Origin of the sequence: Vibrio sp. Vb1980, assembly GCF_033338615.1 — a bacterium.
In the GTDB taxonomy this organism is placed as follows: domain Bacteria; phylum Pseudomonadota; class Gammaproteobacteria; order Enterobacterales; family Vibrionaceae; genus Vibrio; species Vibrio alginolyticus.
This window is the reverse complement of record NZ_JAWOSZ010000003.1, coordinates 37997-61212: the sequence shown is the minus strand read 5'-3', so window position 1 is coordinate 61212 and position 23216 is coordinate 37997. Positions and strand designations below refer to the sequence as shown.

Annotated in this window: 24 protein-coding genes; 8 read left to right on the top strand and 16 right to left on the bottom strand. The window is 45.6% G+C overall.

Features of this window, described 5'->3' with window-relative positions; translation table 11 throughout:
* Positions 1-10: 10 nt before the first annotated feature.
* From R7F64_RS06680 to R7F64_RS06670, 3 genes are read right to left on the bottom strand one after another with little or no spacing between them, the layout of a single operon-like run.
* The gene (locus R7F64_RS06680; protein ID WP_005379200.1) at positions 11-337 is read right to left on the bottom strand and encodes a hypothetical protein; all 327 of its coding nucleotides are present in this window, start codon (positions 335-337) and stop codon (positions 11-13) included.
* The gene (locus R7F64_RS06675) at positions 327-839 is read right to left on the bottom strand and encodes a phage holin family protein (protein ID WP_318071554.1); all 513 of its coding nucleotides are present in this window, start codon (positions 837-839) and stop codon (positions 327-329) included. Before R7F64_RS06675 ends, R7F64_RS06680 begins: the two co-directional genes overlap by 11 nt.
* Positions 840-887: 48 nt before the next feature.
* Positions 888-1136 (bottom strand): hypothetical protein, encoded by a 249-nt coding sequence (locus tag R7F64_RS06670; RefSeq protein WP_005379196.1) that lies wholly within the window; start codon positions 1134-1136, stop codon positions 888-890.
* A 361-nt stretch (positions 1137-1497) separates the two neighbouring features.
* On the opposite strand from R7F64_RS06670, the gene R7F64_RS06665 reads away from it, so the two are divergent.
* Positions 1498-1935: a DUF2383 domain-containing protein gene (locus R7F64_RS06665; RefSeq protein ID WP_005379194.1), complete on the top strand. Its 438-nt coding sequence runs from the start codon at positions 1498-1500 to the stop codon at positions 1933-1935.
* Between the two features lie 148 nt (positions 1936-2083).
* Positions 2084-2482 (top strand): hypothetical protein, encoded by a 399-nt coding sequence (locus R7F64_RS06660; RefSeq protein ID WP_005379193.1) that lies wholly within the window; start codon positions 2084-2086, stop codon positions 2480-2482.
* Between the two features lie 204 nt (positions 2483-2686).
* On the opposite strand, the gene R7F64_RS06655 is transcribed toward R7F64_RS06660, so the two are convergent.
* The 5 genes from R7F64_RS06655 to R7F64_RS06635 form a co-directional block, all read right to left on the bottom strand.
* Positions 2687-4351 carry a diacylglycerol kinase family protein gene (locus tag R7F64_RS06655; RefSeq protein WP_318071553.1) on the bottom strand — a complete coding sequence of 555 codons (1665 nt, stop codon included), beginning with the start codon at positions 4349-4351 and terminating at the stop codon, positions 2687-2689.
* Between the two features lie 144 nt (positions 4352-4495).
* A complete protein-coding gene (locus R7F64_RS06650; RefSeq protein ID WP_005379185.1) occupies positions 4496-4927 on the bottom strand; it encodes a hemerythrin domain-containing protein in 432 nt (143 codons plus the stop codon).
* Between the two features lie 104 nt (positions 4928-5031).
* Positions 5032-5229 (bottom strand): hypothetical protein, encoded by a 198-nt coding sequence (locus R7F64_RS06645; protein WP_005379178.1) that lies wholly within the window; start codon positions 5227-5229, stop codon positions 5032-5034.
* 8 nt (positions 5230-5237) lie between these two features.
* Positions 5238-5414 carry a DUF1328 family protein gene (locus tag R7F64_RS06640; protein WP_005379177.1) on the bottom strand — a complete coding sequence of 59 codons (177 nt, stop codon included), beginning with the start codon at positions 5412-5414 and terminating at the stop codon, positions 5238-5240.
* 45 nt (positions 5415-5459) lie between these two features.
* Positions 5460-6011, bottom strand: a complete 552-nt coding sequence (locus R7F64_RS06635) for a BON domain-containing protein (protein ID WP_005379174.1) — start codon at positions 6009-6011, stop codon at positions 5460-5462.
* 436 nt (positions 6012-6447) lie between these two features.
* Here R7F64_RS06635 and R7F64_RS06630 point away from each other — a divergent pair, with 436 nt between their 5' ends.
* The gene (locus R7F64_RS06630; RefSeq protein ID WP_005382945.1) at positions 6448-7791 is read left to right on the top strand and encodes a sigma-54 interaction domain-containing protein; all 1344 of its coding nucleotides are present in this window, start codon (positions 6448-6450) and stop codon (positions 7789-7791) included.
* Positions 7792-7884: 93 nt separating this feature from the next.
* On the opposite strand, the gene R7F64_RS06625 is transcribed toward R7F64_RS06630, so the two are convergent.
* The 3 genes from R7F64_RS06625 to ftnA all read right to left on the bottom strand — a co-directional run bounded on the left by R7F64_RS06625 (position 7885) and on the right by ftnA (position 10201).
* On the bottom strand, positions 7885-9078 hold the full coding sequence (locus tag R7F64_RS06625) for an NAD(P)/FAD-dependent oxidoreductase (RefSeq protein ID WP_005382944.1): 1194 nt from the start codon (positions 9076-9078) through the stop codon (positions 7885-7887).
* Positions 9079-9258: 180 nt separating this feature from the next.
* Positions 9259-9582 carry a universal stress protein UspB gene (gene uspB, locus R7F64_RS06620; protein WP_005379169.1) on the bottom strand — a complete coding sequence of 108 codons (324 nt, stop codon included), beginning with the start codon at positions 9580-9582 and terminating at the stop codon, positions 9259-9261.
* A 91-nt stretch (positions 9583-9673) separates the two neighbouring features.
* Entirely contained in the window at positions 9674-10201 is a 528-nt protein-coding gene (ftnA, locus tag R7F64_RS06615) for a non-heme ferritin (protein WP_005379167.1), read from the bottom strand.
* 282 nt (positions 10202-10483) lie between these two features.
* Here ftnA and uspA point away from each other — a divergent pair, with 282 nt between their 5' ends.
* The gene (gene uspA / locus R7F64_RS06610) at positions 10484-10909 is read left to right on the top strand and encodes a universal stress protein UspA (RefSeq protein ID WP_005379165.1); all 426 of its coding nucleotides are present in this window, start codon (positions 10484-10486) and stop codon (positions 10907-10909) included.
* Positions 10910-10973: 64 nt separating this feature from the next.
* The gene (locus R7F64_RS06605) at positions 10974-11852 is read left to right on the top strand and encodes a carboxylate/amino acid/amine transporter (protein ID WP_017635030.1); all 879 of its coding nucleotides are present in this window, start codon (positions 10974-10976) and stop codon (positions 11850-11852) included.
* 69 nt (positions 11853-11921) lie between these two features.
* On the opposite strand, the gene R7F64_RS06600 is transcribed toward R7F64_RS06605, so the two are convergent.
* From R7F64_RS06600 to R7F64_RS06590, 3 genes are all read right to left on the bottom strand, one after another.
* Positions 11922-12494: a hypothetical protein gene (locus tag R7F64_RS06600; protein ID WP_318071552.1), complete on the bottom strand. Its 573-nt coding sequence runs from the start codon at positions 12492-12494 to the stop codon at positions 11922-11924.
* Positions 12495-12680: 186 nt separating this feature from the next.
* Positions 12681-13460 (bottom strand): class I SAM-dependent methyltransferase, encoded by a 780-nt coding sequence (locus tag R7F64_RS06595; protein ID WP_005382933.1) that lies wholly within the window; start codon positions 13458-13460, stop codon positions 12681-12683.
* A gap of 89 nt (positions 13461-13549) precedes the next feature.
* A complete protein-coding gene (locus R7F64_RS06590; RefSeq protein ID WP_318071551.1) occupies positions 13550-16675 on the bottom strand; it encodes an EAL domain-containing protein in 3126 nt (1041 codons plus the stop codon).
* Between the two features lie 113 nt (positions 16676-16788).
* Between R7F64_RS06590 and asnC the strand changes: the two genes are divergently transcribed.
* Positions 16789-17253: a transcriptional regulator AsnC gene (asnC, locus tag R7F64_RS06585; RefSeq protein WP_005389595.1), complete on the top strand. Its 465-nt coding sequence runs from the start codon at positions 16789-16791 to the stop codon at positions 17251-17253.
* Between the two features lie 66 nt (positions 17254-17319).
* On the opposite strand, the gene prlC is transcribed toward asnC, so the two are convergent.
* A complete protein-coding gene (gene prlC, locus R7F64_RS06580) occupies positions 17320-19362 on the bottom strand; it encodes an oligopeptidase A (protein ID WP_258477649.1) in 2043 nt (680 codons plus the stop codon).
* Positions 19363-19761: 399 nt separating this feature from the next.
* On the opposite strand from prlC, the gene R7F64_RS06575 reads away from it, so the two are divergent.
* Together R7F64_RS06575 and gorA are read left to right on the top strand one after the other, a co-directional pair.
* A complete protein-coding gene (locus tag R7F64_RS06575) occupies positions 19762-20601 on the top strand; it encodes a 23S rRNA (adenine(2030)-N(6))-methyltransferase RlmJ (protein ID WP_005379158.1) in 840 nt (279 codons plus the stop codon).
* Between the two features lie 259 nt (positions 20602-20860).
* The gene (gorA, locus tag R7F64_RS06570) at positions 20861-22216 is read left to right on the top strand and encodes a glutathione-disulfide reductase (RefSeq protein WP_054579538.1); all 1356 of its coding nucleotides are present in this window, start codon (positions 20861-20863) and stop codon (positions 22214-22216) included.
* A gap of 81 nt (positions 22217-22297) precedes the next feature.
* On the opposite strand, the gene R7F64_RS06565 is transcribed toward gorA, so the two are convergent.
* The gene (locus R7F64_RS06565; RefSeq protein WP_005379156.1) at positions 22298-23203 is read right to left on the bottom strand and encodes a LysR family transcriptional regulator; all 906 of its coding nucleotides are present in this window, start codon (positions 23201-23203) and stop codon (positions 22298-22300) included.
* Positions 23204-23216 lie beyond the last annotated feature (13 nt).

Below are 23216 nucleotides of genomic sequence, written 5' to 3'. Positions count from 1 at the left end.
AAATCCGCTATTAGAGTGGTTCGCCCTCTGTCGTCGCAGCGTTGCTTACTTGTGTTGCTGCATTTCCATTTTGCTCCGCATCTGACTCATCCAGAGAAGCTGCCGCGACCGGCTTTGTGAGCGAATCGGTAATATCAGACACGCTGCTAACCAATAGCCCCATTGACGAAATAGAAGAAGTCAGTCGAGACAATCGACCTGCTTTTGCAGCGGTAACGGCAACGACAGCACTAATGCCTAATGTCGTCCAAGGGTTTTCTCTCACAAACTTCTTGGTGGTAAACGTGAACATTTCCATTGACAAACAGCATTGCTCTAGAGACGCTTTACCTTCCATCCGCTTGATCCGCATGGCTCGATTGAGCTTTTGTAGCGAGCGCATCCCACCCCTCCTGTAATTGTTCTGTCGTATTTTTGAATCCAAGAAATCCAACTAAACGCTTCTGCCACCAGGCTAAAGCAAATAATGCCAAGCCTAATGATGTGATAAATACACCCACGGCAACATATACGTTGGCAGTTAACTGATAAGCCACCACCCCAGAGGCAAGGCACAAACTGAATACGAACAATACCGACAATAGGGTAAAAACAACGGTACACAGCAAAATTTGACGCACTGCGGACACGTTAACTTTCATCTCCAAGAGGAACAAATCCAACGTTGAACCTGACCATGCTTTTAGCGATTTCGTCAGTTGGTCCAATTGCGCAAGAATGCTGCTCAAACCATTAATGGTTTGTTGGATATCCTGTTCTTCTGCCCTATCAGGGGCTCGGCCGCTGTCTGAAGCCGCCGAGCCTGATTGCTGATTGGTAACTTGCCCTGAGTTATTCATGTGAAGCCTCGCCTTTCTGTTGTGTGGCTTAATCCTTGGTGACCACTATTATTTGATCAGCTTCGAAACCGCCCAACCAGCAAGGAAGGCACAGCCTATGCTCAGCAATGGGCGCTCCTTGATTACATTTTCTGCCGACTTAGTCGCCTGCTGAACTTGCTGCGCACCTACATCCAGCTTCTCTTTGGCTTGGTCTTTCATCGCGCCAACAGCTTCCGTCGTGGCTTGCTCCGCTAAGTGATATGCTTCTTCTAACTGCTCTTGAGGTTTTACTGTGCTTTCTTTTGTAGTAGCCATAACTAGCCTCCATTAATGAGTTGAGTAGTGAATCAAGTGAAACAATGTTTGACCTCACTTACTCCCTACAAAGCCATATCCATGCCAGAATTTTAAGTTATTGTTTTTTATTGGTTTTATTTTTGTTTCGATAAAAAGCCGTATCTGTACGTGTAATTCTTTCCAGGCTTTCCCCGCCATTCTTGTAATTTTTTCTTAGCGCCTTACCGACTGTTAGCAAGTTATTGCAAAACAAGATATTAAGTCACTGATTAATAAGACTTAAAGTTCATTGGCATACAACCTGCAACTGAAGACGAAACATCGTGTTTGTATTCCATACGCTCAAACACCCCTATCACCAGTAAATAAGGAGTGGCATATGAAAAATGAAAACATCGCCTCAATCATTGAGCTTATCGAAAGCGGAAATGAAATTTACAACAAGGCCATCGAGAACATCGACAACACTTCTTTGAATAATGTGTTGGTAGAACTGCTCAGAGTACGTGAGCGTGCAGTCATTGAGCTCACTCCCTACTCTCTAGCAAGTAACAATGAAGAATCTGCCGACGACACTCCGGTTTCCTACACCATCAAGGCGCGTGAGGTCTACAGCGACGTGATGAAGGAAGTGTCCTCTGACAAAGAGTCTATGTATTTAGAACAGCTTGAAGGTGTCGAAAGCAAGGTACTCAAAGAGATTGAGAATTTGATTACTTCCCACCCAGAGCAGGCGGATAACTCGGTTCTGCTGAAAGTTCGTAGCGATATAAAAAGCTGCAAAGAAAAACTCAGCAGCATCAGCCTTATTAGCTAAAACTTGGTGGTCGCCTTTGCAATAAAGCTCGGTATTGATCAAAGAAATGGCCAACTTGCTTTGGCCATTTCTGACAAGCCCACAGGCGCATTAACATAACCATCACGAGAAATGTCCCACGACAATAGTCATAAATAAAGAGGTCACTATGACATTGGATAACAATCGAGTAAGGGAGCTACTCGTAAAAATGACACACCATCGCCAAACGTGTTTGCCTCTCGTTAACCCGCAATCACATATGACACTCGCAAGAGCGGCATATCGATTCGTGAAAATAGAAAAAGTGATGATCAAAAAGATGGCGAAGCTGTTTTTCGATCAAGATGGTGAACAATTCATTGCAGAAAATGCCACCGAATACGGCGTTGCCGAGTTAGGTAATTACAAAGAAATGCATTTTATGAATAAATTACTGTTAGATGATTTAAAAGCCCTGCTTAGAGCCATTGACGACACCAACTTAACCGCACTTGTTTCTTATTGGTTAGCTGCTTTACAAGTTGAAAACGATGAAATTGAAAAGCACTTACCTCAGGGTGAGTAATTATACTCGCCCTTCTTTCTTCACTTTGTTTACCCCTCATCCCCAATCAACCTAGTAAAAGGTACAGATAGAAAAAAGCTGCTGCATCTACTACGCAGCGACCTTAATAGCCTTTTTTACGACGCACACCAAATCATCAAACAACACAGAAAAAGCGCCATGTAGAATACGAAGCAAATGGCGCGTTATCCGCGGATTTCTGTGTTAAAGCGAAGCTGATTTACGTCTCTGGCTTGGAACAAATACGTTCAATGACTTTGGACGCAGCTTGATTGCCAGTTGCTCATCAGAATACAGTTCACCATCAATCACATATTCAATCGGTTTATTCGCAGAAATAGTGACGCTCTGAGCCGTCGCGTATTGAAAATGTGTCGATTCTTCCTGTGCGCCTACGCTCGTTAATGTCAGATCCGACAATGCGATAAGACGTCCGCCTAAAGACTCGGTGTTATCTAAATATGTGATATGCAGCTTGCCATCATCAGGCTGCGGCGCATCACCACCTTGGGCAAGCAACGTACTAAATGGAGCGATATTCGCAACGACAAAGCTATGGACTTCAAGCGTTTGTGTATTATTGTCGTGGTTTCCATCTTCAGTTGGATCGTCTAACGAAACGGTTAAAGCTTGCGTTTCTTCCGCCACTACAGCATTAAAAAAGCCGGTGAGGTAAGCGAGTTGTCCAAAAACATTTTTCTCTTCTCGCTGAGCGTGCTCGATCATTTTCTGTTCTAGCCCAATACCTAAGACCAACAAAATAAGCCGCTGATTACATTCCGCAGTATCAATACGTTGGCAGTGTCCGCCAAGCAACGCTTCACACGCTTTTTCGACCGGTGAGAATTTTGCGCCAACGCCATAGAGCACATGACATAACGCATTGGCAGTTCCGAGCGGAACAATACCGAGTTTTAGGTCGGTATCCACCAATTGGCTCGCCACCTCTGTTACTGTGCCATCGCCACCAGCTACGATGATTTGCTTAGCTCCACTTTCTTTTGCCTGTTGTGTTAGCTGCTCGGCGCTGAGGTTTGTGGTGGTTTGATGAATACTCAAGCGATATTTTTTGGTTAGTTCACGAATCAAGTGCTGTTCGTTTTCCTCCCATTTGCCGCCACCTGCAACAGGGTTAACCACCATCCAAGTGGATTGATCCAGCCCCAGTACGCCTTTTTCACTGATCGCTTGTAACGTTCTAACCTGTAATTTATTCAATCTCGCGGTACTGCGTACGTCATTGATTTTTTTCATCACGGATTCAACCGTCAGTGACGGGTCTTTGCTCAGTAAATACGCCGCCACAACAAACACTGAACGACCGCGCCCTAACGCACAATGCACAACCACAGCCCGCGAGCACGAGATTTGAGTATCAATCCAGTTAATCGCATGGCGCAGGCGCTCTAGCGTTGGGGCTTTGTGGTCGAGTACCGGAATCGAAAGGTAATGAAACTGCTTGTCGGTCATCGCGCTTTCAAGGCCTGCAAATTCTGCGGTGACATCGACAATACAAGAGATCTCATTGGATTCGAGAAAATCTAAGTCACTCTGAAACAAACGGCGAGATAGGTATAGATTGTCGCTGACTTTTTGGATTGGAGGTACTGTATCACGCCGTCTTTCCCAGGCGTTATACGCTCTAGCCCCCAATAGAAATGGAATGAATGCCCAGCGAATCCACCTGACAATCTTGCCATCTTGGTTTTTTCTAAAAATAGAGGGAATGTCGAATACGTAGGCTACACTGACCAACGCTAAAGAAAGAGATATCCACAAGAACAGCAAACTAACAATAATTTGAGGCGTATAGATAGCGGCCAATAAACTGATCAGAGTGCCAAGAATATAATATTTGATGATAAACATTCGCTCTCCTTGCCTTCAGCGAGTGCACTTTTTAGTGGAAGTTAGAATACGCGGGGGATTGAGCTTGGATACATGAACTTGAGTAAACGCCTTGATTGAGTGCCTTCCCGTGCCGAAATGGCACGAAAAGGTCCAACACTCTACCTAGCTTGCCATCTCTTCAACATAACCATCCGCTAGTTTCATTTTCTGCTTATCGGTCATTACCTTACCGGCTAACTGGAAGAAACGCTGTTCTTCTTCCTCAAGATGGTGCAACACTTTGTGACGCAAGGTTTTCATTAGGTTGAGCCACGCTGGCGAGCTCATATCGGTTGCATCAAGCTGTGCAATCACTTTATCAATTTCATGATGCTCTGCGATGCCATGGCGAGTGAGATCAATGGTCTTATCGCTATCTATTAAAGGCGCGTAGAAAAATCGCTCTTCTGCCGCTGCGTGCTGTTCGAGTTCCTCTTTAAGGTTGTGATAAAACTCTTCACGAGCGGGGGAATCTCCAGACGTTTCCATCAGAGCATCGAGTAAAAGGCGTTGCTTTTCATGACTCTCTTTCAGTACATCAAATATGTTTTTCATCTTTGACTCCTTATCTGATTGTAAACAATTGGGACAAAAGGAAGGGCGGTTATTGACCGCCCCTCTCTTACATAGCTATGCGTAAAAAACCTAACCTGATTCGGCTAACAGTCTTGGTCTTCAGCGTTTAGATTTTCTTTAATGTTTTCACATTCATCTTCAATCGCATTTTGGGTTTCTTCGGCGGCTTCATCTATCTTTTTGCCGGCCTGTTCCATTGGCCCTTCTTCACTACAAGCTGCCAACGCAAACACCAAACCGAATACTGCGGCGATACGGTAAATAAATGACGTAAGTCGCATGTAATCTCCTATCTATTTACGTTTTTTCTTCCCAGCAGAACAATCACTATTGATACAATTAATGACAATAGGAATAGGTAAAATATCACTTGCGCGATAGAGGCAGCAGCTCCTGCAATACCGGTAAAGCCTAATAGTGCAGAAATTAGTGCCAGTGCCAGAAAAATAAACATCCAACGAACCATAGTGTTACCTCCTAATAAAAGTGGGTTAAATCACTCGGCTCGCTATTATTGAACCACTTCTAGCTTATCAATCACCTTATTTACGTCATTGGTGTTATTTGCAATTGAAATTGCAAGATCATGCTCCGCATCTGAATTAACTTTACCTGCCAACGTTACCGTTTTGCGTTCTGTCGTTACATCAATATCCGTACCACTCACATTGGTATCCATTAGTAGGCGCGTTTTAACTATAGTCGTGATTTTAGAATCGGTCAGTGTAGCTAAAGCTTCTGAATCAGTTTCTTTCTTGCCTTCATTCACTACTGACAATTCGTTGTTTACTTTTTTCACACCATCAAGACCAGTAACAAGCTCTTCGGCAAGAGATTTTTCAAGATCATTGTTTACCGAACCAGAAAGGGTAACGACCTGATTCTCAACATCGGTATTGATATCAAAAGAGTTGAGATTGCTGTTTAGCAGTAGTGTGGTTTCAGCTTTACCATCTAGCCAAGCGTCCATGGATTCTTTTTCCCATTTATCACTCGCTAAGACTGCTGTAGATGAAGTAGCAAGAACTGACGTAAGTACAATTTTAGCTGCGATGTTATTCATGGTAATTCTCCTTTATTGACGTTGCACTTCCCTAGGAGCAAACCATGTGCCAACTTTATAACTCATTGTTTTTAAGTGACTAATAAAGGAAAGAGGTAAAAATTAGATGAGCAATAAAGTATAAGCATGAATTATTTACACGTAAAAAATGTAATTTTTAATCGGTGATAAAGCCTCCGTCACTTGTGCCGAAATAACCTGATAAAACAGAAAGGCTATTTCTCCAGAATCAATTAATAGCAAAATTATTATTTTAAAAATAAAAATCTGAACAAAAGGAAATATCTACTGATGGCTCTCACCGATATATATCAAAAAGGGGCTAACAACATAAAAATACCGAACAAATCCTTAAATCTATGCTGACAATATTTTGTCTTGTGAAGTGAGAATAATCCACGTACATTGTTTCTGTCATAGTAAAGAGGACATTTCTATGTCGATGCCAAGCCTGTTTCTAAGAATACAAGATCCATCACTTAAAAATGCCATCGCTTCTTGCCAGGAACTGAACAAATTTCGTCTGCATGACATCGATGCCGCAGACCAATGGATTGAAGATTTCCTACAACTCAAACCGGAAGTTGCGATTGTTGAAGTCGCCCACTTTACTAGTGCAGATTATCAACGTCTTTCTAATATCGAAGACATCTACGATATGGACTTGATCATCATTAGCTCAGGCGCTCCAAACGAGAACTTGGATAAACTGATGAACTTGGGTGCTATTTTTCACTACAGAAAGCCCGTTGATATTGCCATTCTGACGGACACCCTGAGCGAAGTCAGCCAGTACTATCAACACAAACAAGATCAAGGGCGTAAAGTGTCCACCAGCGATCTTGACCAATTTGGTCTTTTGGTCGGATCTTCCTCTCCGATGCATCAGCTCTATCGTATGATCAGGCGCGTTGCTAAAACAGAAGCCAACGTCCTTATTGTCGGTGAAAGTGGATCAGGCAAAGAACTGGTGGCGCAGACCATCCACTTAGCGAGTGAGCGTAAACAACAGCCCTTTATAGCGATTAACTGTGGTGCCATTAGCCCTGAATTGGTTGATAGTGAACTGTTTGGTCATGAGAAAGGCGCTTTTACCGGAGCAAATAAAACTCACCAAGGTGTATTTAAGCAGGCAGAGGGCGGCACACTATTTTTAGATGAAATCACCGAGATGCCTATCGAGCATCAAGTGAAGCTATTGCGGGTGCTAGAAACCGGAGAGTATCGCCCAGTTGGCAGTAATACAGTTCATATCGCTAATACTCGCATCATTGCTGCTACAAACCGTGATCCTAAAATCGCCATTGAGGAGCAGTTCCTGCGTGAAGATCTGTTTTTCCGGTTATCGCATTTCCCATTAACGATACCGCCACTGCGAGAACGAGGCGGTGATATCGTCGGTCTGGCCAAGCACTTTATCGCGCACCGCAACGCCAATGAGGCAAAAACCAAAACGATTCTTGACTCTGCGATCCAAAAAATCGCTGCACACGACTGGCCAGGTAATGTCCGTGAGCTCAAACACACGATCGAACGTGCATTTATTTTGGCTGATGACACCATCCGAGATGAACACCTTATCTTCGACACACCACCATTGGAAACAGGCACCAGCATCGAAGACCTTGTTCCGGCGGGCGTTTCGTTAGAAGAGCTAGAAAAAGCCGCCATTCTCAATACCCTTGAAGAGAATCAAGGTAATAAAACGGAATCAGCGCAGGAGTTAGGCATTAGCGTGAAAACGCTCTATAACAAACTCGAAAAGTATCAAGACGAGTAACTCGCTATGGGAATACAAAAAAAGCACTGAATAAAACTCAGTGCTCTTTTTGTATCTTATCTTTTATGCAGTTAGGCTGCGTTTGGTGTTTGATTAAACCCACTGCCCCGCAACAAAACCGCTCGACCAGCACCACTGAAAATTGTAGCCCCCTAGCCAACCAGTCACATCCATCACTTCACCAATAAAATAAAGCCCTTTAATGTCTTTGCATTCCATGGTTTTCGAGGATAAGTGATCAGTATCGACACCGCCGAGTGTCACTTCCGCAGTTCGGTAGCCTTCAGTGCCATTCGGGGCGATATCCCAATGCTCTAGACGCTCCACAATCGCCGCAAGCTCCTTTTGATTGAACTGTTTTAGCGGTTTATCGACTAGCTCTTTACGTTCAATTAAGACTTCAACCAGACGCTTAGGCAGCACTTTGGCAAGCGTATTCTTGAGTGACTGATTTGGATGCTTCTCACGACTGCGTTCTAATAACTCAGCAACATCATCGTTTGGCACAAGATTGATCAACACCTTTTGTCCGGCCCGCCAGAATGAAGAAATCTGTAACACTGCTGGACCAGATAACCCACGATGTGTGAACAACAGGGCTTCTTTGAACATGGTGCCATCTTCAGCCGTAATTTCCGCAGGTACCGCGATACCAGATAACTCAGCAAAGTCTTCTTTGTCTTCTTTATGCAGAGTAAATGGTACAAGCCCTGCCGTGGTTGGGATAACTCGAAGACCAAATTGTTCCGCGACTTTATAACCAAATGGTGTCGCTCCCAGTTTTGGCATCGACAAGCCACCTGTTGCGATAACTAAAGACTCACATTCGACAATCTCAGTACCAGCATGCAAACGAAAGCCTTCATCAATTTTTTCAATCGAATGAACATCGCATTGGTAACGCTGCTCGATGTTCGGCATGTCACACTCAGCTAACAACATCTTCACGATATCTTTGGCCGTAAATGCATCGACACAAAACAACTGGCCGTGATCACGCTCTTCGAACTCAATGCCATGTTTACACACCATCGAGATGAAATCCCAGTTAGTGTATTGGGAGAGCGCCGACTTAACAAAGTGCGGGTTTTGACACAAATAGTGATTAGCTGAAACGTCGTAGTTAGTGAAGTTACAACGACCACCGCCCGAGATAAGGATTTTACGTCCTGGCTTTTTAGCATGATCGAGCACCAAAACACGGCGGCCTCGCTTGCCTGCTTCTGCAGCACACATTAAACCTGCTGCGCCTGCGCCAATTACAACAACATCAAATTTCTTACTCATCGGTAGCTCTTAGACTGATTGGTATCGAATCAAAATAAAAAAGGATGTGCACATTGCACATCCTTGCTTTCTAGGCGCGACATTCTACCGACAAATACCGAAAGGGAAAAGCGCTTAAACTCTAAGCGCTCTGTATGTCCGCAAAATCTCAGACAGAACAACTATCTAGATTATTGACTCTTAGAGAATGAAGGCTGCAAGTAGCGTCACGCCGAGCAACGCGGTCGATAGAACAAACAATTCACGCACTCTTTCACACTTACCAGTAAAAATTTCATCGTGGTGATGATGATATTCTTTACTTTTAATGTAGTGATACAACCTCACCTGCTTGGTGACATTTCCATGAGTGGTAAAAAAACCATTACCATCAACTTGCTGATATAACAGCGGATGCGCTTCACGCATGATATAAATTAGAGAACGAAGAGCGGTGAGATACCGGACCATATTAACTCCAGTTACCACCATTAGCGCAAATAAGATTGTGTCTCCACTGATCATCTTTTCCTCCCTACATCTTCAACAATGCTCAAGAGAAAAAGACGATCAACACTTCGTCTTTACCCGCTACTTACAGCGTCCCAAAACGCGTTTACGCAGCTGGAGCATCCATGATTGAAGATGAACCTTCTTTCGCCATTTGTGCTAGATCTTTGTCAATGAAGAACAACGCTTTACCGTCTTCACCTACCAGTTCGATCTTATCTAAAATCCCTTTAAACAACTTCTCTTCTTCGTGCTGTTCTGACACGTACCACTGTAGGAAGTTAAACGTTGAGTAGTCTTGGCTAGTAAATGCAACGTGCGCCAGTTTGTTGATTTTTTCCGTGATCATTTGCTCATGTTCAAATGTCTCGCGAAAAACGTCACCTAGGCTCGCAAAGTCATGCTTTGGCGCATCAATAGCGCCTAAGATTGGCATTGAGCCAGTTTCACTCACGTAAGTGAATAGGCGTTGCATGTGCTCCATTTCTTCTACGGCGTGAGCGCGTAAAAATTCAGCCGCACCTTCAAAACCTTTGTCTTCACACCAAGCACTCATTTGTAAGTATAGATTGGATGAGAAAAATTCTAGGTTAATTTGCTCATTCAATTGTTCGACCATAGTTTGAGACAGCATGTTAACTCCTATTATTGTGCATGCAATATACCCAAGTAACCTCGAAATAAGTGACGCTGCGAGAATAGCTTGGTCCGGCAGACACGGCGAAGTTTCACTTCAACTCTAGTCAGTAACACTACGCTTATTTCAGCATATCAAAGTCACTTGGGTATAACGCCACTATAACATGATTACTGAGACAAGACTTTGTACCTACGGCACCGATATGAGATCACTTCAGCAAATTTTTTTTGGGGTTGGTGCTAATCTAAAACTATGACCTTACAAGGAGATAGCAATATGAGTTACAAACACATACTTGTGGCAGTCGACCTTTCAGACGACAGTAAAGTGTTGATTAAGAAAGCCGTATCACTGGCTAAACCTCTGGATGCGAAAGTCTCTTTTATTCACATCGACGTGAACTACGCAGAACTCTACACCGGGCTTATCGATATCAATATGGCAGAAGCGCAACATCAAGCAATGGAAGCATCGCGCACACAATTGGCAAACTTCGCAGAATATGCGCAATACCCAATTGCCCATACTTTAGTCGGTAGTGGCGATTTGAGTAATGAGCTGTGCGATACCATTCAAGACTACAGCATTGATTTGGTGGTTTGTGGTCATCACCAAGATTTCTGGAGCAAGATTCTATCTTCGACTCGACAGCTGATTAACTGCTCACCAGTCGATATGCTGGTCGTACCGCTAAAAGACTGATTGGCGCAACGATAAAACTTGGTTAGACTGCGGGCACATTTGTTGTTGATAAAGATTCTCATCCATGGCTTATCTATCCGCAGTTACCCTACTTTGGGCATTCTCATTTAGCCTGATCGGCGTTTACCTCGCCGGTCAGGTTGATTCTTGGTTCTCGGTGTTCATGCGCGTGGCACTGGCGAGCCTGGTTTTCATTCCCTTTTTGAAATTCCGTGGCGTTAGCAAACCCCTGATCGCGAAACTGATGACCGTCGGTGGCTTCCAGCTCGGCTTGATGTATTGCTTCTACTACCAATCTTTTTTGCTCCTTTCCGTGCCAGAAGTATTGCTGTTCACCGTATTCACACCCATTTACGTCACGCTAATCTATGACTTCTTGAAAGGTCGCTTTTCACCTTGGTACTTAGTTACCGCTGCAATAGCCGTATTTGGTGCCGCCTGGATTAAATTTGCAGGCATTAATGAAGATTTCCTACTGGGCTTTTTGGTCGTACAAGGAGCAAACCTCTGCTTTGCCATCGGTCAGGTGGGCTACAAATATATCATGGAGAGTGAACCCGTCGATTTGCCACAACACACCGTGTTTGGCTACTTCTACTTAGGTGCACTTTGTGTAGCAACCGTGGCTTTCGCGCTCATGGGTAACCTCGACAAACTACCTACCACTGCAACACAATGGGGCATTCTGACATACCTTGGGTTGATTGCTTCTGGTTTTGGTTACTTTGCTTGGAACAAAGGCGCGACTATGGTGAACGCAGGTGCACTGGCAGTAATGAACAATGCATTGGTTCCGGCGGGCTTGATTGTAAACATTGTGATTTGGAACCGCGATGTTGATGTCATGCGACTCGCCATTGGCGGTGCGATCATCATGCTATCCCTATGGATTAACGAAACCTGGGTGAAAAAGCGCGTAGAGATGAGCTACGCCAATAAGTAACGCAGCTAATCCTATAAACATTTCGACAATAAAAAACGCTCTCCGACTGGAGAGCGTTTTTTTATTTGATTAATGCACTTTGGCTTGTGAGATTGCGTTCATCAAAGCATTAGGTGGCGTTGGCAGCAACACTTCTAGTTTCGCATTACGCGCTTCCAGTTTACGCTGACGCTTAAGTAACTTTTGTTGTTTTTTCGCCACTTTTAGCAACTTCTTTTGCTGCTTATAGTGCTTTTTCAGTGCTTTTTTCGCTTTCTTGAGCGATTTTTTATCCGCTAAATCAAACCATACTGATGCGTCGGCTCTTACTGGCTCCGGAGATTTTTCGGCTTGTTTTTTCTCTTTCACGCGCTCAACAACACGCTTCACAATCGCGGCTTTTTCGTTGCTTTGTTTAGTGGTCACTGGAATCGCTTGTGCTGGCAGAGCTTCAACCAATAAGCCACATGCTTGTTGCTCACTCAATGGCTTGTCTTGGCATTTTTGTGGAGGAATTGCGGCTGGCTTACAAAGGGTATCTTTGGCCGATGAAGAGCGTGCGCAAGAACGACAAACGAATTTTGGTGCGACAACTAAACGATGGATATCACCAAGTTCTGCCGCGATCTGTTTGCGACTCATTTTACATAAACGTTTAGCCATTCTACTACTCCAGCTTCCCAGTTATCGACCGCATCACAACAAGTGAAATAATAATAATTCTTAGTTAGATATACAGTCAGAGAAGGGAATTAGCAAGAGAAAACTATCAATAGAGACGAGGAAAGAGAGGCTGAGTCACAGCACGACACACCGCACTGTGACAAGAAAAGTTGAGCCGTCAGGAAGTTATGCCATCGATGCTTTAACGTAGACATCGAAGCGATTTTTTTTCGTTTCAATCGCCATGGTCGGTTTTTTCTCGTTCAGCCAGTTAGCATAGTCTGGGCGTTTAACTACTACACGCTTTGTGGCTAACGCCATGGCTGGTTCTAGTAGGCCATCGGCGTCCAAATCAGCGCCAACCAACGATTGGAAAACGCGCATTTCTTTTTTCACGAGCGCCGACTTCTTTTTATTTTCTGGGTGCGGATACATCGGGTCAAGATACACCACATCTGGCTGGACAAAGTCTTTATCTTGCGCCAATTGTTCCAGCGCATCATGGCTAGAAGCATGGATAAGCGACATGCGCTCAGATACCCAGGTGCCGATTTCTGGGTCTTGTTTCGCTCGATCCAAGCCATCATCTAACAAAGCCGCTACGACTGGATGACGCTCGACCATCTGCACTTTACAACCTAGCGAGGCGAGCACAAACGCATCACGACCAAGACCTGCCGTGCCGTCTAACACGGTTGGCGTTGCCCCTTTGTTCAACCCCGCCGCTTTCGCAATTGCCTGACCTTTACCACCACCGAACTTGCGACGATGACCGACCGCACCACCAATCAAATCCACAAAGATTGCACCCAGCTTTGGTTCATCCACTTTACGTAGCTCCAAACGCTCGGTGGTTAGCACCAAAGCAAAATCGCTATCGTCAGTATGAGAAAGCCGCCAACGCGCAGCGAGTTCATCAAGATGAGATTGTTGAGACGGGTTTTCACAGATCAATTGCAGTTGCAAAAGGAGGCTCCAATAAAAATCGAGGTAACTGGCGCTGAGTGTATACCTAAGTTACCTATTAATGCTAGGTTGAGCTTGCTACGCAGGGGTTATACAGCCGTCAGTTGCTCCACTAGCTCAGAAAGCGGCTTAGGATGGCCAATACCGTAGCCTTGGCCGTAGTCCACACCGAGGTCTATCAAATGCTGCATGACCTGGTCATTTTCGACAAACTCCGCCACCGTCACTTTGCCTAGTTGCTTCGCCAGGTCATTGATTGAACGAACCATCACGCGGTCCATTTCATTTACGTTGATATCTTGCACGAAAAGACCATCAATTTTCACGATATCGACAGGAAGTTTCTTTAAGTAACCAAATGAAGACAATCCAGATCCGAAATCATCCAATGCAATCATGCAACCCAAAGCCTTTAGCTTGGTAAACAACTCAATGGCTTGATCCAGATTGCTCATCGCCGCTGTCTCGGTGATTTCTAAGCAGATTTTTTCACACGGCAGAGTCGAACTTTCCAATCGCTCCAATAAGAAGTCAATAAACTCTTGATTCCCCATAGATTGACCTGAAAGGTTTATCGAACAGCGACCAAGCTGTTCAACCACCTCAGGACGCTGTTCAAACCACTCTAGTGTTTGAGTAATAACCTGCTTATCAATCCAATGGGCAATGTTGTAGCGCTCGGAAGCAGGGATAAACAGCGCAGGAGAAACATAATCACCGTACCCACTGCGAATACGCACCAAAATCTCAAAATACATTTGAGTCTCGTGCTTTTGTAAGCTTTTTATCGGTTGAGCAAACAGTTCTAAACGTTGATTCGACAATGCCTCATGCACCAAATTGACGCTCTGCATTTCCATCTGACGACGCTGCAACTCTTCGTTATCTAAGCTGAATAGATTATAGCGGTTACGGCCTTGCTCTTTAGCGGCGTGACAAGCAGAGTCTGCTTGAGCGTGCACCATTTGTGGCGTATCAGCGGTATGATCGATGATACGGATACCAATTGAGCAACTGATGAACAGGCGTGTGTCTTCCCAAATAAAGAGGTGTTCGCTTAGTGTCGAGATGATCAGTTTGGCAATATTGATGGCGCCATATTCGTCACAGTCTTTGAGTAACACCGCAAACTCATCGCCTCCCATTCGAGCCAAGATGGAATTGTACGGCAGAACGCCTTCCAGCATACTTGCGCAGAATTGAATCGCCGCATCACCTGCATCATGCCCAACCGTATCATTGAGGACTTTTAGTTGATCTAAGTCGAGGTACAACATGGCGTGGACTCGACGATGGCTGTCCACTTCGCACAGTGCGGTCTTAAGCTCTAGTTCAAAATGGTTTCTGTTGTAAGTCCCCGTCAGTAAGTCATAGCGAGCTTGGTATTCCAATTTCTCGGAGAGCAGTTTGGTTTCGGTAATATCTTCGCCCACAATCAGCAGTTGCTCAGATTCACTCAGCGGACGAATATTCTCGCGCACCCAAACACGATGACCATTTGCATGACGATACTCGACTTCACGTCGCCAAACACCATGCACTTGCTGGTTGGGTTGCAATAACACTTGGCGAGGGAACAGCACTTTGTCATCAAAATAGAACTCCCTCAGGCGATGTCCGAGCATGTCCATCGGTTTGTAGCCAAGAAGTAGTTGAGCAAATCGATTCACTTCTTGAATTCGGTTATTACTATCAAGCGTCACCATCATCACGGGCTGCTGCTCATAATAGTTGCGTAGGGTTGACTCACGTTGGTAGAGCTTGTCCTCCATCAATTTACGACTGGTAATATCGCGCGCTTCAAACAAGTATTGCTTATGATTCCCTACTTGCTGAGAAAAAGGCTTGAGCGAAACTTCTAATACCAAGGCGCCGTGTTCTTTACTCCAAATTTCAGCTTCAAACGTCGACACTTGATGGTGAGGCGCATGGAAATACTCCTCAAGCAACGCTTGGGCTTTCTCACTCCAGTTGGGATGAAACCAAAGTGGTCGGTCTAAACGCAGTCCTTGGTGATAAAGTAAGGATTGAAGGTGATCGTTGCCCGATTTAAGCACACCGTTGGCATCCAAAATGCCCATATACTGCATGCTCTGATCGAAAATCGATTCTAGAATAGCCTGGCTTTCTCGCGCAGCGCTCTCACTGCGACGCATCCGCTGTAAATAATAACCCATCAGCAAAATGACCACCGACATCACCACAAACAGACTACCAAACAGGCGAATTTCCTTGGCAAAACGTTCAGAAAGCTTCATTGGCTTATTAAAAAATACCGCAGAAATCTCTTGTTCAGCCCCCAATCCCCAACGCGCTACCGCTTGGTAATCGAGCTTTATTTCAGAATCACTTTTTTTCACGGCAGGCAGAGGCTGATCAGGGTTATCCAAAACGAATTCAAGCATCTCTGCGCTCTCAATACCATGCCGATAACCACTTTGAATAACCCCTCCAACTGCGCCATGACCCAAACCAATGTCATGCACCATAAACAGCGGCGCGTTTGAGACTTTGTTGACACCAACCCAGTCACGCTCGCTGCCAACCATACCTTGTTTATCTCGGTAATAGGTCCAGAACAAGACGACTTTATCGGAACTCAGTTTTGCGACTTGTTGTTTTAGATCGATAATACTGTCTGGAACAACTTGTACGATTTTGTCTCGATATTGCGGGAACTTGAGGACAAAATTGTCGATTTGATAACGCAACACCTCACCGGTCACCGAGTGGTCACTGACGATGAGAACTTGTGTGTAGTTCGGATGTAAGCGCTCAATAAGAGCGAGATTCGCTTCCAAATCGACATCTTCCATGACTCCGGTTGCATTCAGAGAACGATGTAAAGAAGGATGGTAGTTATTAATGCCGTTAAATATAACTGGGGTGTCTTTGATGATTGGGGCTAAACGCTGCATGAGTTCAAGCGCATTGTTATCGCTCACTAAAATGGCATCGAATCGCTCTTTGCGTAATTTCGTAAGATACAAGGATTTTAGTTGTGCAAAAAACTGCTCACTCTGGTTACGTTTCGAGTCTAGATAGAGCACACGCATGTCCAGCGCTCGATCGCCCAGCTGTTGCTCGATGCCTCGCTGTATGGAGTCCGTCCAGAAAAAACCCTGATGATAGGAGTGCACGACCAACACCTTCGGATCTGAGGCCGTAGCAAACGCGCTCCAACATAGCGCGGCAATAACCAGAAAACGCTGCACATTATCTCCATAGCTCGGAGTTAACCCGCAGTTACTCCTGCCAAACCTTGTGAATCCTATCCGCTATGAGTATAAAAGGGAGGTAAAACTCTATCCCTAACGGAAATCATAGTATGAATGCGAGCCTGCCGAAACTCGACGACCTTGACCGCGCAATATTAAAAACACTAATGGCTGACGCCAGAACGCCCTACGCAGAAATGGCAAAGCAGTTCGATGTCAGCCCTGCCACTATCCATGTGCGTATCGAGAAGATGAAGTCGGCGGACATCATCGAAGGAACGGAGGTGATCATCAATACTAAAAAGCTTGGCTACGATGTGTGCTGCTTTATTGGTATTAACCTCAATGCAGCTCGTGATTACCACTCCGCGTTAGAAAAACTCAACGCGCTCGACGAAGTCGTTGAAGCTTACTACACCACGGGCGCGTATAACATATTCGTCAAATTGATGTGCAAATCGATTGAAGAGCTGCAATTTGTACTGATCGACAAGCTGCAAGCCATTGATGAGGTTCAGTCCACGGAGACATTGATATCGTTGCAGAACCCGATCAACCGCAACGTAAATCCGTAAAATTTTTTATAAAAAATGTACAAAAAAGGCCAACCGTTCGGTTGGCCTTGATGTTTTTTGCTCAATTTACGCCGCAATACCCGAATGGCGCAACAGTGCGTCGATTTGTGGCTCGCGGCCACGGAAGCGCTTAAACAGCTCCATTGGCTCTTCACTGCCCCCCATTTCTAGAATGTTGTTCAGGAAGCTTAGGCCCGTCTCTTTGTTGAAGATGCCTTCTTCTTCAAAGCGAGAATACGCGTCTGACGACAGCACTTCAGCCCATAGGTAGCTGTAGTAACCCGCACTGTAGCCACCAGCAAAAATATGGCCGAAGCTGTGTGAGAAACGCGCCCACTCAACCGCAGGAACTACCGCGACTTTCTCTTTCACTTTTGCCAGAGTTTCCAGTACACGCGCACCCACTTCTGGGTCATATTCGGTGTGAAGCGTGAAATCGAACAAGCCGAATTCTAGCTGACGCAAAATACCCATCGCAGATTGGAAGTTTTTCGCTGCGAGCATTTTGTCTAGCATCGCTTTAGGTAGCGGCTCACCTGTCTCATAGTGACCAGAAATGAACGCCAGCGCATCCTCTTCCCAACACCAGTTTTCTAGGAACTGACTTGGTAGCTCAACCGCATCCCAAGGCACGCCATTAATACCTGAAACAGCACCTGTATCAACTTGCGTCAACATGTGGTGGATTCCATGACCAAACTCATGGAATAGCGTCACGACTTCATCGTGCGTGAACAGTGCTGGTTTGTCGCCCACTGGACGGTTGAAGTTACACGTTAGATACGCAACCGGCGTTTGCAGCTCGCCAGATAGCGTAACGCGACGACCACGACAATCATCCATCCACGCGCCGCCACGTTTGTGTTCACGAGCGTAGAGATCTAGGTAGAAACTGCCACGGAGTGTGCCTTCAGCATCAAAGATATCGAAAAAGCGCACGGACTCATGCCAAGTGTCTACGCCTTCGCGCTCAGTAACGGCCATGCCAAACACGCGGTTTAGCACTTCAAACAGACCGCTCACGACTTTTGACTCTGGGAAGTATGGGCGCAGTTCTTCATCCGAAATTTGGAACAGGTGCTGCTTTTGTTTCTCGCTGTAGTAAGCGATATCCCAAACGTTCAGCTCTTCAACACCAAACTCACTTTTCGCAAACTGACGTAACTCTTCGACTTCACGTTCACCTTGCGGTTTCGCTCGTGTCGCTAGGTCATTCAGGAAGCCCAGCACTTGATCCGGCGTTTCAGCCATCTTTGTTGCTAACGACTTTTCACTGTAAGTATTGAAACCTAGCATACGTGAAATTTCATGGCGCAGTTTTAGCTGCTCAGTAATGATTTCTGAGTTATCCCATTTGCCTGCGTTTGGACCTCGATCAGAAGCGCGCGTCACGTACGCTTCGTACACTTCTTTACGCAACTCTTGGTTATCGCAGTACGTCATGACAGGTAGGTAAGATGGGATATCTAGCGTAATGAGGTAACCATCTAACTCTTTTGCTTCTGCGGCAGCTTTCGCTGCTGCCAGCGCCGATTCTGGCATACCTGCTAGGTCTTTCTCGTCTGTGATGTGCTTGGTCCAACCCATGGTGGCATCCAGCACATTGTTAGAGAATTTAGAGCTCAGCTCAGACATACGTTTGCTGATCTCGCCGTAACGGTGCTGCTCATCGGATGGCAAACCAATGCCTGATAACTCGAAATCACGCAGTGCATCAGTGATGGTTTTCTGCTGGGCACGAGTTAACGTTGCAAATTCTTCGCTCGCTTTGATGGTTTTGTACGCTTCGTACAACCCTTTATGCTGACCAACCCAAGTGCCGTACTCTGACAAAATTGGTAGGCAACTTTCGTAAGCTTCACGTAGCTCTTCGCTGTTCACTACCGAGTTCATGTGACCCACTGGCGACCAGATGCGGCTTAAGCGATCATCCGCTTCTTCAATTGGCGCAATCACACTGTCCCAAGTTGGGTGAGCGTTGTCTTGTAGAACTTCATCGATTTTTGCTCGGCAGTCAGCAATCGCTTGCTCAACGGCAGGCTTGATGTGTTCTGGTTTAATTTGAGAAAACGGAGGTAGGTCCGTAAACGTCAGAAGAGGATTAGACATGAATAATTCCTTTTGTGTTTTGACTCTGTGATTGCCTGTCTATTTTGTGTAGATAGGCCAACTCAATGTACAGACGAGCCAGCAACATGGATTGGGGGAGCTCCGTTCCCTTTCTCTATGCCGCGATGACCATCTTATAGTCAACCAGCGCTACTCTGTCCTTGAGTCTTGTTATACCTAAATGAGATTTCACACCCTTTTGAGTGCGAGAAACTCACCTAGTTCAATTCGATTACCAATAGTAAGTGTGGGTGACTTAAAGAAATTTCAATAGCGTCCCCTTATCAGAGGAACAGATTTGATTGGAAGTTCTACATCTTTAAGTTACTTGAGTATAATACCGCCATAGAGTGAAAATCACAGACCACACTCAGCCAAAGAGTGTTTCGAGAGTTTAATTTGTTAAGTTACCGCCACAGCTTCCACGCTGGCAACCATGCCGACGTGGTCAAACACATCGTTCAAAGCCTCATTCTTGATGCGCTGAAACAAAAAGATAAGCCATTCGTTTATCACGATACCCACTCGGGTGTGGGCCGTTACGATCTGACTCACGAATGGTCTGAAAAAACGGGCGAATACAAACAAGGCATCGCACGTATTTGGGATAACCCAAGCATTCCTGAAGACATCAAAAGCTACATCGATGCCATTAAAGTGCTCAACAATGGCGAGAAGCTGCGTTACTACCCAGGCTCACCACGTGTAGCGCGCGCGCAAATCCGCCCACAAGATCGTATGGTGCTGACCGAGTTGCACCCGGCCGATCACCCATTGTTAGAGCAAGAATTCCATCGTGATCGCCAAGTGAGCATCTTCAAAGAAGACGGATTCCAACGCCTCAAAGCAAGCTTACCGCCACAAGAGCGTCGTGGTTTGGTGCTGATTGACCCACCATACGAACTCGCGAAAGAGTACCGCGATGTGGTGCGAGCGATTCATCAGAGCCATAAACGTTGGGCAACCGGTATCTACGCGATTTGGTACCCAGTGGTAAACCGCCACGACATCGAAGATATGATCGAAGGCTTGGAAGCACTGGGCATTCGTAAAATTCTGCAAATCGAGTTAGGTGTTGCACCAGATACCAACGAGCGCGGCATGACGGCATCCGGCATGATTGTGATTAACCCGCCATGGAAACTGGAAAGCCAGATGAAAGAGATTCTGCCATTCCTGCAAGACGCGATCGCACCAGCAACTGGCCACTGGAAAGTGGACTGGATTGTGCCAGAGTAAGCACTTCAGTACTGCTATCTTCAAGCGCAACGATATTCTCGTTGCGCTTTTTTATGCTCTCACCTTCTCCCTCCAATCGTGCTTATTCTTCTTTTTGTGCCTCTCATCGCTATTTGTCATAAGTATTGTCGCTTTTTCCCATTTAGGAATTAGTCGAATTCGATTTATGATAGTGGGATAACGGTGGCATTGAGTTCGGACAAGGTCATCCCAATCTATCTATGTACCAGATAAAATTTATAAGCTCTTGGAGAAAGTAATGGCGACTCATTTTGACTATATCTGTATCGGTGGCGGCAGTGGCGGCATCGCATCTGCAAACCGTGCGGCGATGTACGGCGCGAAAGTTGCGCTAATCGAAGCTCAAGACCTTGGCGGTACCTGTGTCAACGTAGGTTGTGTACCGAAAAAAGTGATGTGGCATGGCGCGCAAATCGCAGAAGCAATGAACCTGTACGCAGAAGATTACGGTTTTGATGTCGACGTGAAAGGTTTCAACTGGAGCAAACTAGTTGAGAGCCGTCAGGCGTACATTGGTCGTATTCACCAATCTTACGATCGCGTTCTTGGCAACAACAAAGTAAACGTGATTAAAGGCTTTGCTAAGTTTGTTGACGAAAAAACTGTCGAAGTAAACGGTGAACACTACACAGCAGATCACATCCTGATCGCGGTTGGTGGTCGTCCTACTATTCCGAACATTCCAGGCGCTGAATACGGCATCGATTCAAACGGCTTCTTCGACCTAGCAGAGCAACCAAAACGCGTTGCGGTTGTGGGCGCAGGCTACATCGCAGTTGAAATTGCTGGCGTACTGCACGCGCTAGGTACAGAAACGCACCTGTTCGTACGTAAAGAGTCACCACTACGTAGCTTCGATCCAATGATCATCGATACGTTGGTTGAAGTGATGGACGCAGAAGGTCCAAAACTGCACACCCACTCTGTACCAAAAGAAGTGGTAAAAGAAGCCGATGGCAGCCTAACTCTGCACCTAGAAAACGGTGAAAGCCAAAACGTTGACCAACTGATTTGGGCAATCGGTCGTCACCCTGCGACAGACGCAATCAACCTAGCGTCAACCGGCGTGGCAACGAACGAAAAAGGCTACATCAAGGTAGACGAATACCAAGAAACTAACGTGAAAGGCATCTACTGTGTGGGTGACATCATGGAAGGCGGTATCGAACTAACACCAGTAGCAGTGAAAGCGGGTCGTCAACTTTCTGAGCGTCTTTTCAACAACAAACCAAACGCGAAGATGGACTACGATTTGGTACCAACTGTGGTATTTAGCCACCCACCAATCGGCACTATCGGTCTAACAACGCAAGAAGCAGAAGAGAAGTACGGCAAAGACAACATCAAAGTCTACACATCTGGCTTTACTGCGATGTACACCGCTGTTACTAAGCACCGTCAACCATGTAAGATGAAGCTTGTATGTGCGGGCGAAGAAGAAACGGTTGTTGGCCTACACGGCATCGGTTTCACGGTAGATGAAATGATCCAAGGCTTCGGCGTAGCAATGAAGATGGGCGCAACCAAAGCAGACTTCGACTCTGTTGTGGCTATCCACCCAACGGGCTCTGAAGAGTTCGTAACGATGCGTTAATTACGCTCTAATCGCATTGCTGATTTCAGTGAATCATTTGAAAAGGTCATCTTAGGATGACCTTTTTTTGTTATCCCATGCTTAACTCGCATTCTCTAATAATGTGCGAATAAACTCGGCTTTAATAGCACTCTCTTGCTTACCATCATGAATCAGACACAAGTCTGCACGCAGTGACTCTTTCAGCTTGATAAAACGAATCCCATGCCAATGATGCTGAGAAAACGTCGACGGAACCAACGTCACGGTATTGCTGTTTGCTACATATGCCATCAAGGTGCTTGGCTCCACCACTTGTTTGCCAATATGGGGTGAAAAGCCTTCTTGCAGACAGGCATTGATGATGAAGTTTGCCGAGGCAGAATTCGCCAAACTCATAAACGCAAACTCACACGTCTTTAAATCTTGGAGCCGCAGCAAAGATTTGCTGGCTAACTCATGTTGCTCCGACACCGCCACCACAAACACATCTTTGCCCAAAGATACCGACTGATACGGATAAATGTTGAGTGCATCAGCAAAACGCACAATGCCCACATCGATTTTCTTCTCGCTCAGATGCTTCTTTTGCGTCTCTGGGTTAAGGTCAAAAATGTCGGCGTGATAAGTGTCATGCTCAGCATGGAAGCGCTGTAACAGACGATCAAATCCGCCCCAAAATGCGCTACTTACCACACCAACTCGCAGGATATTTCTCTGGTTCAACCCCACTTGCTGCACTTGATTGAGCGAGACATCCAAGGTCTGAAAAATCAGTTGGCATTTGGACTCCAACAATCGCCCGGCCTCCGTCAGCATGACATTTCTTGAATCGCGCTCAAACAGTTTGACGTTAAGCACCTCTTCCAACTCTTTGATGCGATTGCTCAACGGCGAATTGGTGATATTGAGATTCTCAGCCGCCTTAGTGAAATGCTTGGTTTGTGCGACCTCGTAAAAGTAACGCAGCATCTTCAGCGTCACGCGCTCAAATGGTTCTGACTTCATGCATTGAGTCCTA

Excerpts from the sequence above, each read along its gene's own strand:
- R7F64_RS06680 (WP_005379200.1), bottom strand. The coding sequence starts at position 337 with ATGGAAGGTAAAGCGTCTCTAGAGCAATGCTGTTTGTCAATGGAAATG.
- R7F64_RS06675 (WP_318071554.1), bottom strand. The coding sequence starts at position 839 with ATGAATAACTCAGGGCAAGTTACCAATCAGCAATCAGGCTCGGCGGCT.
- R7F64_RS06670 (WP_005379196.1), bottom strand. The coding sequence starts at position 1,136 with ATGGCTACTACAAAAGAAAGCACAGTAAAACCTCAAGAGCAGTTAGAA.
- R7F64_RS06665 (WP_005379194.1), top strand. The coding sequence starts at position 1,498 with ATGAAAAATGAAAACATCGCCTCAATCATTGAGCTTATCGAAAGCGGA.
- R7F64_RS06660 (WP_005379193.1), top strand. The coding sequence starts at position 2,084 with ATGACATTGGATAACAATCGAGTAAGGGAGCTACTCGTAAAAATGACA.
- R7F64_RS06655 (WP_318071553.1), bottom strand. The coding sequence starts at position 4,351 with ATGTTTATCATCAAATATTATATTCTTGGCACTCTGATCAGTTTATTG.
- R7F64_RS06650 (WP_005379185.1), bottom strand. The coding sequence starts at position 4,927 with ATGAAAAACATATTTGATGTACTGAAAGAGAGTCATGAAAAGCAACGC.
- R7F64_RS06645 (WP_005379178.1), bottom strand. The coding sequence starts at position 5,229 with ATGCGACTTACGTCATTTATTTACCGTATCGCCGCAGTATTCGGTTTG.
- R7F64_RS06640 (WP_005379177.1), bottom strand. The coding sequence starts at position 5,414 with ATGGTTCGTTGGATGTTTATTTTTCTGGCACTGGCACTAATTTCTGCA.
- R7F64_RS06635 (WP_005379174.1), bottom strand. The coding sequence starts at position 6,011 with ATGAATAACATCGCAGCTAAAATTGTACTTACGTCAGTTCTTGCTACT.
- R7F64_RS06630 (WP_005382945.1), top strand. The coding sequence starts at position 6,448 with ATGTCGATGCCAAGCCTGTTTCTAAGAATACAAGATCCATCACTTAAA.
- R7F64_RS06625 (WP_005382944.1), bottom strand. The coding sequence starts at position 9,078 with ATGAGTAAGAAATTTGATGTTGTTGTAATTGGCGCAGGCGCAGCAGGT.
- uspB (WP_005379169.1), bottom strand. The coding sequence starts at position 9,582 with ATGATCAGTGGAGACACAATCTTATTTGCGCTAATGGTGGTAACTGGA.
- ftnA (WP_005379167.1), bottom strand. The coding sequence starts at position 10,201 with ATGCTGTCTCAAACTATGGTCGAACAATTGAATGAGCAAATTAACCTA.
- uspA (WP_005379165.1), top strand. The coding sequence starts at position 10,484 with ATGAGTTACAAACACATACTTGTGGCAGTCGACCTTTCAGACGACAGT.
- R7F64_RS06605 (WP_017635030.1), top strand. The coding sequence starts at position 10,974 with ATGGCTTATCTATCCGCAGTTACCCTACTTTGGGCATTCTCATTTAGC.
- R7F64_RS06600 (WP_318071552.1), bottom strand. The coding sequence starts at position 12,494 with ATGGCTAAACGTTTATGTAAAATGAGTCGCAAACAGATCGCGGCAGAA.
- asnC (WP_005389595.1), top strand. The coding sequence starts at position 16,789 with ATGAATGCGAGCCTGCCGAAACTCGACGACCTTGACCGCGCAATATTA.
- prlC (WP_258477649.1), bottom strand. The coding sequence starts at position 19,362 with ATGTCTAATCCTCTTCTGACGTTTACGGACCTACCTCCGTTTTCTCAA.
- gorA (WP_054579538.1), top strand. The coding sequence starts at position 20,861 with ATGGCGACTCATTTTGACTATATCTGTATCGGTGGCGGCAGTGGCGGC.
- R7F64_RS06565 (WP_005379156.1), bottom strand. The coding sequence starts at position 23,203 with ATGAAGTCAGAACCATTTGAGCGCGTGACGCTGAAGATGCTGCGTTAC.